14 protein-coding genes are annotated in these 14,595 nt (G+C 62.2%); 11 read left to right on the top strand and 3 right to left on the bottom strand.

Annotation, left to right across the window (positions count from 1 at the left end; genetic code table 11):
* Positions 1-37: 37 nt before the first annotated feature.
* From VGU61_RS21745 to VGU61_RS21700, 10 genes are all read left to right on the top strand, one after another.
* Positions 38-655, top strand: coding sequence for a TIGR04282 family arsenosugar biosynthesis glycosyltransferase (locus VGU61_RS21745; RefSeq protein WP_326861408.1), 618 nt, complete (start codon positions 38-40; stop codon positions 653-655).
* Positions 652-1,386: a DUF3047 domain-containing protein gene (locus VGU61_RS21740; protein ID WP_326861407.1), complete on the top strand. Its 735-nt coding sequence runs from the start codon at positions 652-654 to the stop codon at positions 1,384-1,386. The genes VGU61_RS21745 and VGU61_RS21740 overlap by 4 nt, the downstream gene beginning before the upstream one ends.
* Positions 1,383-2,498 (top strand): FAD-dependent oxidoreductase, encoded by a 1,116-nt coding sequence (locus tag VGU61_RS21735; RefSeq protein WP_326861406.1) that lies wholly within the window; start codon positions 1,383-1,385, stop codon positions 2,496-2,498. Before VGU61_RS21740 ends, VGU61_RS21735 begins: the two co-directional genes overlap by 4 nt.
* Positions 2,499-2,682: 184 nt before the next feature.
* On the top strand, positions 2,683-2,973 hold the full coding sequence (locus tag VGU61_RS21730; RefSeq protein WP_326861405.1) for a DUF427 domain-containing protein: 291 nt from the start codon (positions 2,683-2,685) through the stop codon (positions 2,971-2,973).
* 147 nt (positions 2,974-3,120) lie between these two features.
* The gene (locus tag VGU61_RS21725; RefSeq protein WP_326861404.1) at positions 3,121-3,546 is read left to right on the top strand and encodes a DUF4383 domain-containing protein; all 426 of its coding nucleotides are present in this window, start codon (positions 3,121-3,123) and stop codon (positions 3,544-3,546) included.
* 91 nt (positions 3,547-3,637) lie between these two features.
* On the top strand, positions 3,638-4,195 hold the full coding sequence (locus VGU61_RS21720) for a sugar O-acetyltransferase (RefSeq protein ID WP_326861403.1): 558 nt from the start codon (positions 3,638-3,640) through the stop codon (positions 4,193-4,195).
* A 222-nt stretch (positions 4,196-4,417) separates the two neighbouring features.
* A complete protein-coding gene (locus tag VGU61_RS21715; protein ID WP_326861402.1) occupies positions 4,418-5,455 on the top strand; it encodes an extracellular solute-binding protein in 1,038 nt (345 codons plus the stop codon).
* Between the two features lie 97 nt (positions 5,456-5,552).
* Positions 5,553-7,814 carry a TonB-dependent siderophore receptor gene (locus tag VGU61_RS21710; protein ID WP_326861401.1) on the top strand — a complete coding sequence of 754 codons (2,262 nt, stop codon included), beginning with the start codon at positions 5,553-5,555 and terminating at the stop codon, positions 7,812-7,814.
* 8 nt (positions 7,815-7,822) lie between these two features.
* Entirely contained in the window at positions 7,823-8,512 is a 690-nt protein-coding gene (locus VGU61_RS21705) for a Fe2+-dependent dioxygenase (protein WP_326861400.1), read from the top strand.
* Positions 8,509-9,624, top strand: coding sequence for an alpha-hydroxy acid oxidase (locus VGU61_RS21700; protein WP_326861399.1), 1,116 nt, complete (start codon positions 8,509-8,511; stop codon positions 9,622-9,624). The genes VGU61_RS21705 and VGU61_RS21700 overlap by 4 nt, the downstream gene beginning before the upstream one ends.
* A 13-nt stretch (positions 9,625-9,637) precedes the next feature.
* Here VGU61_RS21700 and VGU61_RS21695 read toward each other — a convergent pair whose 3' ends face one another.
* A complete protein-coding gene (locus tag VGU61_RS21695; RefSeq protein ID WP_326861398.1) occupies positions 9,638-10,447 on the bottom strand; it encodes a hypothetical protein in 810 nt (269 codons plus the stop codon).
* 208 nt (positions 10,448-10,655) lie between these two features.
* On the opposite strand from VGU61_RS21695, the gene VGU61_RS21690 reads away from it, so the two are divergent.
* Positions 10,656-13,019 carry a hybrid sensor histidine kinase/response regulator gene (locus VGU61_RS21690; RefSeq protein WP_326861397.1) on the top strand — a complete coding sequence of 788 codons (2,364 nt, stop codon included), beginning with the start codon at positions 10,656-10,658 and terminating at the stop codon, positions 13,017-13,019.
* Here the strand turns inward: VGU61_RS21690 and VGU61_RS21685 are convergent.
* Together VGU61_RS21685 and VGU61_RS21680 are read right to left on the bottom strand one after the other, a co-directional pair.
* Entirely contained in the window at positions 13,012-14,247 is a 1,236-nt protein-coding gene (locus VGU61_RS21685) for an FAD-dependent oxidoreductase (RefSeq protein WP_326861396.1), read from the bottom strand. The genes VGU61_RS21690 and VGU61_RS21685 overlap by 8 nt on opposite strands.
* Before the next feature lie 68 nt (positions 14,248-14,315).
* Positions 14,316-14,595, bottom strand: a 280-nt coding sequence (locus VGU61_RS21680; protein ID WP_326861395.1) for an alternative oxidase, incomplete at its 5' end; no start/stop codon positions are given.

Below are 14,595 nucleotides of genomic sequence, written 5' to 3'. Positions count from 1 at the left end.
CCGAGATGAAGAAGCCGAGAATGATCGCTACCTTAAAATGACTCCACAAAACTGCGCCCTCATCATCTTCGCCAAAGCCCCCATCCCCGGCCAGGTCAAAACCCGCCTCGCCCAAACAATAGGCGACCAAGCCGCAGCCCGCCTCGCCATCCGCATGCTCCACGACACCCTCCACCGCGCCATCGCCGCACAGGTCGGCCCGGTCGAACTCTGCTGCGCCCCCGATACTACCCACCGCGAATTCCGCCACGCCGCAGCGCAATACGACATCAGCCTCACGATGCAAGGCGGCGGTGACCTCGGCGAACGCATGTACCGCGCCCTCGAACGTGCGCTGCTGCGCCACCCGCGGGCACTGCTCGTCGGCACCGACGCACCAGGCTTGGGTATCACGCAACTCCGCCAGGCAGCTGATGCATTGCTCACGAACCCGGCGGTATTCGTGCCGGCGACCGACGGCGGATACGTGCTGGTCGGCATGAGCGAGCCGATGCTTTCCCTGTTCGATGACATTCCATGGAGTACCGCCGCCGTCATGCAGCGCACGCGCGAGCGCGTCGCGCAGCTTGGCATCGATGCGGTGGAACTGGACCCGGTCGATGACGTGGATGTACCCGACGATCTGAGGCATGTTCCGGCGGAGTGGCTCACATGAGGAACCGGCGAACGGCGGCGCTCATGTTCCTCTTCATCGGGACTTCGATGAACCTGGCCGGCGCGGCCGAGGTACCAGCCTTTTCCGCGATGGCTCCCGGCGCGTCGATAGAAGGATGGCAGCCATTGCGTCCTGCGCCGAACGCGCCCGACACCCGTTACGCCCTGGTAAAGGAAGGCGACCGCACGGTACTGAAGGCGGAAGCACAGGCATCGATGTCCGGGCTGGTCCATACCGTGCGGGTAGACCTTCGCAAGACACCCTTCCTGAGATGGCGCTGGAAAATCGCCGCACCCTTGAACAGCGCGGATATGCGGGAGAAGGCCGGCGACGACTATGCCGCCCGCATCTATGTGATGTTCGATTACCCGATAGAGAAGCTGCCCTTCGGTACCCGCGCCAAGCTGAAGCTGGGCGAGGCGCTCTATGGGCAAAAGCTTCCCACCGCCGCGCTGAATTACATCTGGGACAACCGCCAGCCGGTCGGCACCATCCAGCCCAATACCTATACCGACCGCGCCCGCATGATCGTGGTGGAAAGCGGTGCCGGCAAGGCCGGACAATGGGTTACCGAAACCCGCGACCTGCGTGTCGACTTTCGGGCCGCATTCGGCGAGGAAGCGCCGGATGTGATTGCCGTGGCGCTGGCCACCGACACCGACAACACCGGCGAAAACGTGGTGGCGTGGTATGGCGACCTGCAATTCCTGCCGGAAGGAAGCGGCCGATGAAACGGCTGGTGCTGGTCGGCGCAGGACACGCACATGCACGCGTGCTGCTTGATTTCGCGCATCGCCCCATGGCGGATGTCGAGATCGTGCTGGTCTCGCCGGTCGCCCTGGCGCCGTATTCCGGCATGGTGCCGGGATGGCTGGCGGGCCATTACACCTGGGAAGAATGCTGCATCGACTTCGTGTCGCTGTGCCGGCGCGCCGATGCCGCCCTGCGGCCGAGTGCGGCGATCGCGCTCGACCCGGCGCAGCGGGTGCTGCTGCTGGCGGATGGCGAGTGCGTCGATTATGACTTTCTTTCCATCGATATCGGCGCCACGCTGACGCCACCCAAAGCCGAACGCATGGCACTGCTGCCGGTGCGGCCGCTGTCGGCAATGCAGCTGCGATGGGATGCGCTGCTCGACGAGATCCGCACGCTCGGGGCAGGCACCGTGTACCGGGTGGCAGTCGTGGGCGGCGGCGTGGCTGGCGTGGAAAGCATGCTGGCGATGCACCGCCGCTTCACCGGGCTGGCCCCGCAGGCGGAGTTTCGGTTCACGTTGGCCACGCAAGGCGACGAACTGCTGCCGGGCATGGCGGCGGGCGCGGTCAGGCGGCTTGCTGCTCACCTGGCCCGGCGCGGCATCGAGGTGTTGCACGGCTTTTCGGCGGAGACCGTCGATGGCGTGCAGATCGTCGGGGAAGACGGCAGGACGATCGCCGCCGATGCGGCGTTGTGGGCAACCGGCGCGCAGGCATACCGGTGGCCGCGACAGGCGGGCCTGCAGATCGATGAGCGCGGATTCATCCGGGTGGACGAAGCCCTGCGGTCCACATCGCACCCGAACGTATTCGCCGCCGGCGACTGCGCCGGATGGGGCAAGCCGTTGCCGAAAGCCGGCGTGTTCGCAGTGCGGATGGGGCCGGTACTGTCGCATAACCTGCGTGCGGCGATCAATGGCGCGTCGCTGACAACGTATCGGCCGCAGCGCCGGTATCTGATGCTCGTCGGCACGGGAGATGAACATGCGGTTGCGGTGCGCGGTGGTTTGTCGGCGGAGGGGCGCTGGGCCTGGCGGTGGAAACAGGGAATCGATCGGCGGTTTTTGGTGAGGTATAACAGGGAATAGCCAGCCGGTTTTTTTAGGATGAATGGTTTGTCACTGCACGAATGAATTTATAGTCAGGTTCCTTTCCTTCTCCGGGGAAGGGGAGCGGTCACTTGCCTTGCACGCAATAGGATTCCCCTGCTGCAAGAAACACATACCGGAGTTTTCCACAATCCGCAGCATCAACTTAACGTCAGGAGGTTCTATGCCCAAAGCAATCTGGAGCGGCGCCGTCATCGCCGAAGCATCCGATAGCGAAGTGGAAGTGGTAGAAGGAAATGTGTATTTCCCCATGGATAAGGTCAACCAGCAATATCTTGTCCCCAGCGACAAGGTCACAACTTGTCCATGGAAGGGCAGCGCCAATTACTTCCACGTGACCGTCAACGGCGAAGAGAACAAGGATGCCGCATGGATCTACCGCCAGCCGTTTGACGCGGCGAAACAGATTACCGGGCATGTGGCGTTCTGGCGCGGCGTGACTGTGGAGAAGTAATCGGCAAGTTTGTAACAAAATGTGTAATTTTTATCATCGCGGATAAACAGACAAGCGGTTACGCAAGGCGTATCTGCCATATTGATGAATTGGCACGCAATCTGCTGAAGGCGCGGCATGCGAACAACTTTTTAGTGAGGTGCCATCATGAATGTCCGTCGATTCGCCCTGATATTCGGGATCATCTATGTCGTCGTCGGCCTCGCCGGCTTCGTGCCCGGGCTGCTGCAGCAGCCTGCCGGCGGCGATCCATCGCTTACTGTGGATACCCTGCACGGCCGTCTGCTGGGCCTGTTCCCGGTCAACGTGCTGCATACGCTCGTCCACCTCGCCATCGGCATCTGGGGCCTGATTGCGGCCAAGAGCGTCGGTGCCGCCACCGGCTATGCAAAAAGCCTGGCAATCATTTACGCCTTGCTGGCGATCATGGGATTGGTCCCGGGACTGAACACCATGTTCGGACTGGTGCCGCTGCACAGCCATGATGTCTGGCTCCACGCGGGAACGGCACTGATTGCCGGCTATTTCGGTTTCGTCAAGAAGCACGATACCGCTCATCCGCAGCGCGTCTGAGTCATCCCGGCGAAAGCGCTGGTGAGTCAGAAAAGCAGCCCGCAAGGCCATTGCCTTGCAGGGCTGCATCGCTTGTTTGCCGGGAGATTGCATGAAGACCGAAAAGGAAAAAATGCTGGCCGGCGAACTCTACGATCCGCTCGACCAGCAACTCTGCGATGAGCGGCGGCGCGCCCGCCTGCTCTTCAAGGCGCTCAACGATACGCGCGACGACCAGATGGAGGAACGCAGCCGCCTGCTCAAGGAGCTTATTCCATCGGCCGGGCCGAACGTCTGGATCGAGCCTCCCTTTTACTGCGACTACGGCAGCAACATTCTTCTCGCCGGCAAGGTATTCATCAACTTCAATTGCGTCATCCTCGACGTCGCACCGGTCCGTATCGGCAACGGCGTGCTGATCGGCCCGGCAGTGCAGATCTATGCCGCCACGCATCCGCTGACAGTAGCGGAACGCAGGGCGGGAGTCGAATTCGGCAAGGGCATCGAGATCGGCGATGACGCATGGATAGGCGGCGGCGCAATTCTCTCGCCCGGCGTCCGAATAGGGAAGGGCTCGATCATCGGCGCCGGCAGCGTCGTGACCCGGAACATCCCGGAAGGCGTCGTTGCCGCCGGCAATCCCTGCCTCGTACTTCGTCCAGTCGACTAGCTTTTTCACAAGCTGCCGCAATCGCGGATGTTCAATCGGAACTGACCATTCAGCTTGCCGTTCTTCAGTATTTCCCTGGCTTACGCCCGTTCTGCACAGTAAAACCGGTTTCTGAAAGCAGTGCAAATTCGTTACACATATATTAGAATGCGAATCGTTATCGTTTAGATTCAAAAAAAGTCCCTTCGGCCGATCCGCCCGAACAACCTGACAGGACCCTGAATGACGTTCCGCATCAAGATTTCCATTCTCGCCGCTGCGCTCATCAGCATGTCGCCGGCGCAAGCCCAGGACAATGTGCTGAATCTTTATTCCGCACGTCACTATCAAACCGACGAAATTCTGTACAGCAACTTCACCAATCAGACCGGTATCCGCATCAATCGCATCGAAGCCGATGATGCCGCGCTGATGGAGCGTCTGCGCACCGAGGGCAAGAACAGCCCGGCCGACGTGATCTTGCTGGTCGACGCCGCCCGCCTGTGGCGTGCCCAGGTCGAAGGCATGTTCCAGCCGGTGAAGTCCAAGGTGCTGGAAGAGCGGATTCCCGCCAACCTGCGCGGGGGCGACGAAGGGCAGGGCGCGCAATGGTTCGGCCTGTCCACCCGGGCGCGCGTCATCGTCTATAACAAGGTGCGCGTCAAGCGCGACGAGGTTGCCACCTATGAGTCGCTGGCTGATCCCGTCAACAAGGGCAGGGTCTGCACGCGCTCCGGCGCGCACCCGTACATGTTGTCGCTGGTCGGTGCCATGCTCGAACGTAACGGCGAAGCAGCGACCGAGAAATGGGCGCAAGGCATGGTCGCCAACTTCGCGCGTCCGCCGCAGGGCGGCGACACCGATCAGATCAAGGGTGTGGCAAGCGGCGAATGCGGCGTGGCGCTCGTCAATTCCTACTACTACGCGCGCCTGCTGCGTTCCACCAAATCCGAAGATCGCGAGATGATGAACAAGGTCGGTTTCGTCTGGCCGAACCAGGAAAGCTCCGGCACTCACATCAACATCGCCGGTGGCGCGGTCGCCAAGAATGCCCGCCAGCGCGACGCCGCCGTCAAGTTCCTCGAATATCTGGCCAGCGATGACGCCCAGGCCTACTTCGCCAACGGCAACAACGAATGGCCGGTGGTAAGTTCTGCGGTCGTCAAGAATCCGGTGCTGCAGCAGATGGGCAAGTTCAAGACCGAGAACGTCTCCATCACCGCCATCGGCAAGAACCAGGTCTCCGCGCAGAAGATACTCGACCGCGTCGGCTACAAGTAATCCGTTTTTTGTTTTTCGTTTCAAGAGGTCGCAGCCAGCCATTCCCTGAAGATAGCCAGCCTGACGATACAGATAACTTTACCTACAGGGATACACAATGAAGAAGAAATTGGCGACGCGCCGGCCGACGCAGGATAACGCACGTGCGCAGCAGACCTCGACACCGTCACAAATTGAAATCCGCCGCCCGTCCAGCCTGCCGCTCGGCGCGCTCATGCTGGCGGCATCGTTCTCCGCGGTGGCGCAAACCACCGCACAGCCTCCTTCCTCCCCCGAACAGGTGATGCCCGCCGTGGACGTGAAGGGGCAGCAGGAAACGCTGAGCAAGGAGTCGTTCCGCACGACGACGACCGGCATCGGCAAGGGCAACCAGGAACTGCGCGACATTCCGCAGTCGGTCACGGTGATGACCGAGAGGCTGATGGACGACCGCAATCTCGACGACTTCCGCGAAGTGCTGCGCACCACCGCCGGCGTGACCTTCCAGGCCGGCGAGACGGGTGAGGAAGATGTGCGCCTGCGCGGCTTCTCGCTCGGCCAGGCGGGCGACATCTACACCGACGGCATGCGCGATGCCGCATTGTATGAGCGTGACACGTTCAACAATGACCGCATCGAAGTCCTGAAGGGTTCGGCATCGATGTTGTTCGGCAAAGGCTCGACCGGCGGCGTCGTCAATCAGGTCAACAAGACACCGTTCCTGTTTAACCAGAACGAAGTGACTTACACCCTCGGCACCGGAGAACTGCACCGGTTAACCGGCGACTTCAATATTAAGACCGGTGACGACGCGGCCCTGCGCCTGAACGCAATGGTGCATAACGCCGAAAACTGGGGCGCCAGGCAAAAGAAATTCGGCATTGCGCCGACGTATAGCTGGGGCATCGGCACCCGCGATGAATTCACTGTCGGCCTGTTCCACCTGCGTGTCGAGGGCCGGCCCTTGTACAACCATCCGTGGTTCCTGTCGGGCGGCACGCGCGGCGAAATCATCGAGACGCTGCCGGCGAAAAATTACTACGGCCTCGCCAGCGACTATCTCGATACGCAGGCTACGTACGGAACCGTCGGCCATGTTCACCGCTTCGACAACGGCAGCCAGCTCAAGACCACGCTGCGTCACGGGCGGTATGAGCGCGATCTTTGGGCCAGTGTGATCCGCTTCGGTACCGGCACCACTCCCGGCAATCTGAGCGGTGCGACCGTGATCAACCGCACGCCGAAGGGACGGATCGGCGTCAGCGACACAACCCAGCTGTCGAGCGACTTCACCGGCAATTTCAACTGGGGCGGGCGCAACCATTCCATCCTGGCGGGCGTCGATGTCTACAACGAGGATGCCAAGCGTGACTACAACTCCATCGGCACGCCCGTGGTCGCCAAACCGAACACCACGGTCGGCAGGCCGAACGATGGCGCATCCGTTGCCGACACCCGGATCATGCGCGGCTATAACAACTTCGATGCACGCAACATCGGCTTGTACTTGCAGGACATGGTGAGTGTCACCCCGACGGTCAAACTGCTCGGCGGCTTGCGTTTCGATCACTTCGAAGCATCCTATGTTGCGCGCGACGGGGTCTCTTTCAAGCGTAATGACAACCTGTGGTCGCCCCGTGTCGGCGCATTGTTCCAGCCCAGCGATGTCGCGTCCTACTACGCGTCCTTCGGCACCTCCTACAACACCTCCGGCGACACCTATCAGTTTGCGGTCAATTCGCCCAACCTCAACGATGCGAGGACGCCGGCCGAGAAAAGCCGCAACCTGGAAGTCGGCGGCAAATGGGAACTGTTCGAAAAGCGTGCCTCACTCGGCGTGGCGGCCTTCTATAGCGAGAAGTACAACGAGCGCAATACCGACGAGGATAGCGCGGCGACACAACAGCTGTTGTCCGGCAAGCGTCATGCGACCGGCATGGAGTTCAACCTGGCCGGCCGCATCACGCCGAAGTGGGAAGTCTTCTTCAACCATACCTGGATTCCAAATGCCAAGATCGACAAGAGCAACGTGGCACGCAACGCAGCCGGTACCGGCGCGCAGGTTGAAGGCGACCGCCCCGGCCTGACGCCCAAACACAGCAGCAGTCTCTGGACCACCTACCGCGTGTTGCCTGCGCTGCGCCTTGGCGCCGGTCTTACTTATCGCGGCGAGCAGAACCCGGAAGGTGCGCGTCACGTCACGGCCGGCAGCTTCACCGTATTTGACGCCATGGCCGAGTACACGATCAACGAAACCTGGACGGCCAAGCTCAACGTCACCAATCTGACCGACAGGCTGTACGCGGATTCGCTGTACCGCGGCTTCTACGCGCCGGGCGCCCCGCGTCGTGTAGAACTGACACTGAAGGCGATGTTCTAAGGCGACGCATGCTACTGCACCTGAAAAACGTTCTTACCCGCGACGAACTCGCCACCGCCCGGGCCCTGCTCGGGCCTGGTGCGCCGTGGGTGGACGGGCGCAGCAGTGCGGGCGGTCAGGCGGTCGCCCGCAAGAACAACGAGCAACTGGCGCAGGACAGCGATGTCTCGCGACAGTTGCAGGCGCTGATACTCGGCGCCGTGCAGCGCGACCCGATGTTTTTCTCCGCGGCGCTGCCTCGGAAGATCTTCAATCCGCTGTTCAACCGCTACAGCGGTGACAGCAACCATTACGGCGCGCATATCGACGGCGCCGTGCTGCATTCCCGCAATCCGGCGCAATGGGTGCGGACCGACCTTTCCTGCACCGTGTTTTTGGCCGAACCGGATGAGTACGACGGCGGCGAGCTGGTGATCCAGGATATGCAGAGCGAGCGGCGCATCAAGCTGGCCGCCGGCGATCTCGTGCTGTATCCCGGTACCTCGCTGCATCAGGTCACGCCGGTGACGCGCGGCGCGCGGCTGGCGAGCTTCTTCTGGATAGAGAGCATGGTGCGCGGCGACGACCAGCGCCGGCTGCTGTTCGAGATGGACATGGCGCTGCTCAAGCTGCGCGAGTCCCTCGGCGAGCAGGAACCTTCGGTCGTGCAGCTCACCGGTACCTATCACAACCTCCTGCGCATGTGGGCCGACACATGAGCAGGATCCCCGCGGTCGAGCCGATACCGCCAGGCATCGTGTCGCTGGAAGACCATGCGGCGCATGCCCATGCCCGCCTGGACGACAACGCATGGTCATATTTCAGCGGCGGCGCGGCGGACGAAATCACGATGCGCGCCAACCGCAGCGCATGGGATGGCATATCGCTGTCGACACGGGTGCTGCGCAACCTGGTGGGCGGCCATACGCGGGTGGAACTGCTTGGCAGAACGCTGGCGCATCCCATCCTGCTTGCGCCGGTCGCTTTTCAGCGGATGGCCCATCCGGACGGGGAAAACGCCACCGCATTCGCCGCCGCCATGCAGGGCGCCGGCATGGTGCTGAGCACCCAGGCGACCATCCTGCTTGAGGATGCCGCACGGATCGTTCTGAACGAGCCGGGGCGTGGTCCGCTATGGTTCCAGTTATACCTGCAACATGAACGCGGCTTCACGCGTGAACTGGTGCGGCGCGCCGAGGAAGCGGGCTACGAGGCGCTGGTCGTCACCGTGGATGCGCCCAGCAGCGGCGCGCGGGACAAGGAGCGACGCGCCGGATTCCGGCTTCCGCCGGGCATCGCCGCCGTAAATCTGGCCGGCATGCCGCCTGCGCAGCCCATCGAATTGCATGCGCACCAGAGCCGCATGTTCGATGCATTGCTGACCACCGCGCCGACCTGGGACGACATCGAATGGCTGAAAGGCATTACCCGGTTGCCGGTCATCCTGAAAGGCATCATGCACGAGGAGGATGCCCGCCTTGCCATCGAGTCCGGCGCAAGCGGCATCATCGTCTCCAACCACGGCGGCCGCACCCTGGACACGATGCCGGCCACCGCCGCCGTGCTCCCGCGCATCCGCGCTGCGGTCGGCGAGGCGCTACCAGTCCTGGTCGACGGCGGTATCCGGCGCGGTACCGATGTGCTGAAAGCCGTCGCGCTGGGCGCGGATGCGGTCCTGATCGGCCGGCCGTACCTGTTCGGGCTGGTCAACGCCGGCGCGATGGGTGTGTCGCATGTCATCCGGCTGCTGCGCGACGAGCTTGAAATCGCGATGGCGCTGTGCGGCTGCGCCACGCTGGCCGACGTCGATGCGAAGGTGCTCTTCAAATAGATATGACGGCCGGCTACTTTCCGTCGCGCGCCTCCGCAAGCGCAATCGTCAGGTGCTGCACCTTCTTCTTCAACTGGTCGCGTTCCTCCGTCAGTTCCGTCACCAGTTGCGTCAACCTGTGAATCTCGAGCTGCTCCGGCGTGGCGTCGTCAGGCGGTGGTGCAGGCTCGGGCTTGGGCGGGAGGCGTGCCTCGCGCACCTGCCGTGCCGCCTCGCGCAACTCCTTCTTTCCACCCGCGACCGCCGCCACCTGCTTCTCTTCGGGCAGGGAAGCCACCGCCGCAGCGGCGTTGATCGAAATCATTCCTGTCTTGACCGCATTCACGAGTTCCGGCGCGGCCGTTTTCTGAATCTTCTCGATCTGGCCGAGCGTCGCGCTGCTCACCCGCGCGGCGCGGGCGATGCTTTCCCTGGTGAGTTGCGGCAAGGTATCGGCGGGCACGGCAGCCGCTTCGGCGGCGGGCTCGGCAGGCGCCTTCTTATCCTGCGCCTGCGCCAGCCGGGCAGCGACGATTTCCTTCTTGCGCAGCGCCAGCACGCCGCGCTGAAAATCCGACACGCTGCGCCGCCCGAGATGATTGTCGATCATCCACAGATGCACATCGTCGATTGACTGAAACGTCTGATTTTGTACGGTATTGAAAGGAATGCCATGCTTCCGGCAGATGCTGTAGCGGTTGTGGCCGTCCACCAGCAGATCGCCCCACAGCACCAGCGCATCGCGGCAACCCTCGGCAAGCAGGCTGCGTTCCAGCGCGGCATATTCATCTTCGGTTAATGGGTCGATGTAGGCACGGAGATCTTCGTTAACGGTGATGGTCATGGTCCAGGCAAAGTAAAACGCGAGCGCGGTAGTGTACACATCGCCGGTGCTTTCGTGCGGGAATCCATGCGGGGCGTGTACAGACGTGCAATCGGGGCAAGCCCCGGCATCCCTGTCCCGGATATCTGGTCATTTTTTTAAATTGCCGCTGCGGCTATACTGCCATGGTCCAACGACCGCAGTTTTCCCCTGAATAATCCCTAGCAATATGCCAAATCTGCCGAGCGCCTTACTTCACGGTGATGGAGAACTCAAGTCATTGATCCGTAACAGGGACTGGTCCACCTCGCCGCTGGGATCGCCGGAGACATGGGATCCTTCCTTCGTGGCGGTGACCAGTTTTGCATTGGATTCCAAATTTCCAATGTTCCTGACCTGGGGTGATCAACTCGCATGCGTCTATAACGACGCGTATTCGGAGCTTCTCGGCAACAAGCACCCGTGGGCATTGGGCAGGCCTTTCGAGGAGGTGTGGCCGGATATCTGGAACGACGTCCATCCATTCGTGCAACGTGCGCTGTCCGGTGAATCCGTCTATCTCGAGAACCTGCCACTGACGATGCACCGCAAGGGGTACGACGAGGAGGTATGGTTTACCTTCACGTATTCCCCGGTGCGCGATGATCGCGGCATGGTCAGGGGGATGTGCTGTACCTGCGTCGAAACCACGCAGCAGGTGCTGACCGAACGCCGGCGTGAGGAAGAATTCGAACGATTGCGCGACCTGTTCCAGCAGGCGCCGGGCATGATGGCCGTGCTGCGCGGCCCACGGCATGTGTTTGAACTCGTCAACGAAGCGTACATCCACCTGGTCGGCGAGCGCCGGCAGATCGGCATGCCGGTGCGCGAGGCGCTTCCGGAACTGGAAGGGCAGGGCTTCTTCGAACTGCTGGACAAGGTGTATGCGACAGGCAAACCCTACGTGGGGCGCGCGGTTCCGATCACCTTGCGACGGAACGAGGACGGCACGCTCGACGAGCGGTTCGTGGATTTCATCTACCAGCCGATTCGCGACGAACGGGGCAATGTTTCCGGCATTTTTCTCGAAGGCAGCGACGTCACCGAAGCGGTCCGGGCCAATATGGCCTTGCGTGACAGCGAAGAAAGGCTGCGGCAGCTCGCCAACACGATTCCCCATCTTGCATGGATGGCCAATCCGGATGGCTATGTGCACTGGTACAACGACCGCTGGTATGAATTCACCGGCACCACCTTGCAAGGCGTGGAAGGATGGAACTGGACGAATCTCTTCGACGCCGAAGATTTGTCGCAGATGCTCGTCAAGTGGCGTCACGCCATCAGCACCGGCACGCCTTATGACGTCACCACCTCGATGCGCTCGGCCACCGGCGAGCGCCGGACGTTTTATGTCACCGCCGCGCCTTTGCGCGATGCAGCGGGAAAGATCGTTCAATGGTTCGGCACCAATACCGATGTCACCGATATCCAGCGTGCCCAGGAAGAACTGAAAGCGGCGAACCGGCGCAAGGATGACTTTCTCGCGATGCTTGCGCATGAACTGCGCAATCCGCTGGCGCCTATCAGCACCGCCGCCGAGCTGCTCAAGCTGGCGGGCCTGGACAAGGACAGGATTCGCCAGACCGGCGAAGTCATCACCCGGCAGGTTGCCCACATGACGGAACTGGTGGACGACCTGCTCGACGTATCGCGGGTCACGCGCGGACTGATCAAGCTGAAGGAAGAAGTGCTCGATATTGAGAACATCATCGCCGATGCGGTGGAGCAGGTGCATTCCCTGATTGAAGCCAAGCATCAATACTTCGTACTCGACGTGCCGGACCGGGTGTTGACCGTGAAGGGAGACCGCACCCGTCTCACGCAAGTGCTGACCAATATCCTCAACAATGCGGCCAAGTACACGCCGGAGTATGGCAACATCAGTTTGCACCTGGCACCGCGCGGCAGGCAGATCGACGTGACGATCAGGGACGACGGCATCGGCATCGCGCCCGAGCTGCTGCCTCATTTGTTCGAGTTGTTCACACAGGCGGAGCGAACGCCCGACCGCTCGCAGGGCGGACTTGGATTGGGGCTGGCCCTGGTCAGGAGCCTGGTGGAGCTGCATGGCGGCACCGTATCCGCGACCAGCCCCGGGCCTGGAAAGGGAAGCGAATTCACGATACGCCTGCCCCTGCTGGAGAGCGGCGTGGCGGAGCACGACGACCGCGCCGTGGCTGCAGATGCAAACCTGTCGCGCAACGCCAGGCAATGCCTGGTCGTGGATGACAATATCGATGCAGCGCATACCCTGGCCCTGATGCTGGAAACACTCGGCCATCGAGTTGCCGTCGAATATCATCCGGCCAAGGCGCTGGAGGCGGCGGGCCGCGTTGTGCCCGAGGTGTTCATCCTTGATATTGGCTTGCCCGAGATGGATGGGTACGAACTGGCAAGGCGCCTGCGCGCCATGCCGCAACTGGCCGGCGCCCTGCTCATCGCGGTGTCAGGCTATGGCCAGCAGGAGGATAAGGACCGGGCACTGCAATCGGGATTCGATCATCATCTGACCAAGCCGATCAGGCTGGATGATCTTCTCTGCCTGATCAATTAAACCCGGGCGATCTCACGTGTTCAGGCCTGACGCCGATGCCGACAGCATAAGCCGGCACGACACGCAATGCGGGCCATCGGTTCAACATTCTGACCGGCCACGGTGCATCGATCCGATCCCGGCGTTCGCCATCCAATACCGGCGTCAGAAACCTGTTCTGTATCGCCAGTTGCGCGGCCTGCGTTACCCGCGTCGGGAAGAGCCGGCGCCGCTCCACCTGCGCCAGCAGCGGTGTGAGTTGCTCCGGTGTCACGCCGGCATCCGCCAGCGGCGCCGCGAGGATGTTTGCCGCGGCGACCGCATCTTGGATCGCCAGGTTGATGCCCACCCCGCCGATCGGCGACATGGCGTGCGCGGCGTCGCCAATGCACAGCAGGCCGGGCTTCCACCAGCGTTCAAGCCGGTCGACGGTGACGCTCAGCAGCTTGACGTCGTCCCAGCCGCGGATTGCCTGCGTACGCGCCGCCAGCCACGGCGCCACGCTTGCGATCTCCGCCCGAAAGGCGTCCAGACCACGCGCCTGTACCGCTTCGATCCCGCCCTTGGGAATGACGTAGGCGCATTGCCAGTAGTCGCCGCGATAGATCATGGCCAGGAAATGGCCGGTATTGACATGGCCGCCGCTTTCCACCGGATCGCCGGGCATGACCGGCAAACGCATCCACAGCACATCGATCGGCGCACCGAGATTGCGCACCGTCAGCCTAGCTGCCTCACGCAACCTCGACCGCCGTCCGTCGGCGCCGACGACCAGGTCCGCCATGACGGTCAGCGGCCCGCCTTCGGCTTGTACCCGCACGCCGCGGATGCGCCCGCCATCCTCCACCACGTCGACGGCTTCCGCCCCGAGCAGCAGGCGGAAATTGGGCCATATCGACGCATGGTCGCGAAGAAAATCAAGGAACTCCCATTGCGGCATCATCGCAATGTACTTGCAGGCGGTGCGCAGGCCGGAGAAGTCGGCGACCACCGCGTCGGTGCCGCTGATCGACACCCGCACCCGATGGGCCTTGTCATGCGGGCGGCTCAGGAAGGCATCGAGCAGCCCGAGTTCCTGCATCACCTGCAGCGTCGACGGATGGATCGTGTCGCCGCGAAAGTCGCGCAGGAAATCGGTATGCTTTTCCAGCACGACGACATCGACGCCGGCACGCGCCAGCAGGTAGCCGAGCATCATGCCGGCCGGTCCGCCTCCGGCGATGCAGCAGCGGGTGTTTAACGTTTCCATGGCAATGTCTTCCTCTCGAACATTTTTTCGAAACAGACGTCGGCCGGCAGACCGGTCACATCAGCGACTCATGCCTTGCGCGCCGCGCAGAGTTGATCCGCAAATGCATGGTTCACATCCCGGTGTCCCGCTTCATCGGCGCGCACCGCGATGACGACATCGCGCAGGCGCGCGTCCGCGGGCAGGTTCCAGTACCGTATCGCCAGCGCCGGAGCGGGAACGTTTTCATACGTGCCGTTATCGATGCCGTTCAGGTACTCCGAATAGCTGTACACCGCTTCCTCCTCGAAATAGCCCACGATCCGGTGCGCCGTCTTCGGCGACAGCAGGTAGATGAAGAAATACAGG

Source organism: Noviherbaspirillum sp. (genome assembly GCF_035944575.1).
Lineage (GTDB): Bacteria > Pseudomonadota > Gammaproteobacteria > Burkholderiales > Burkholderiaceae_D > Noviherbaspirillum.
Note: the sequence above shows the minus strand (reverse complement) of the source record. Positions and strands in the feature narration are given on the sequence as shown.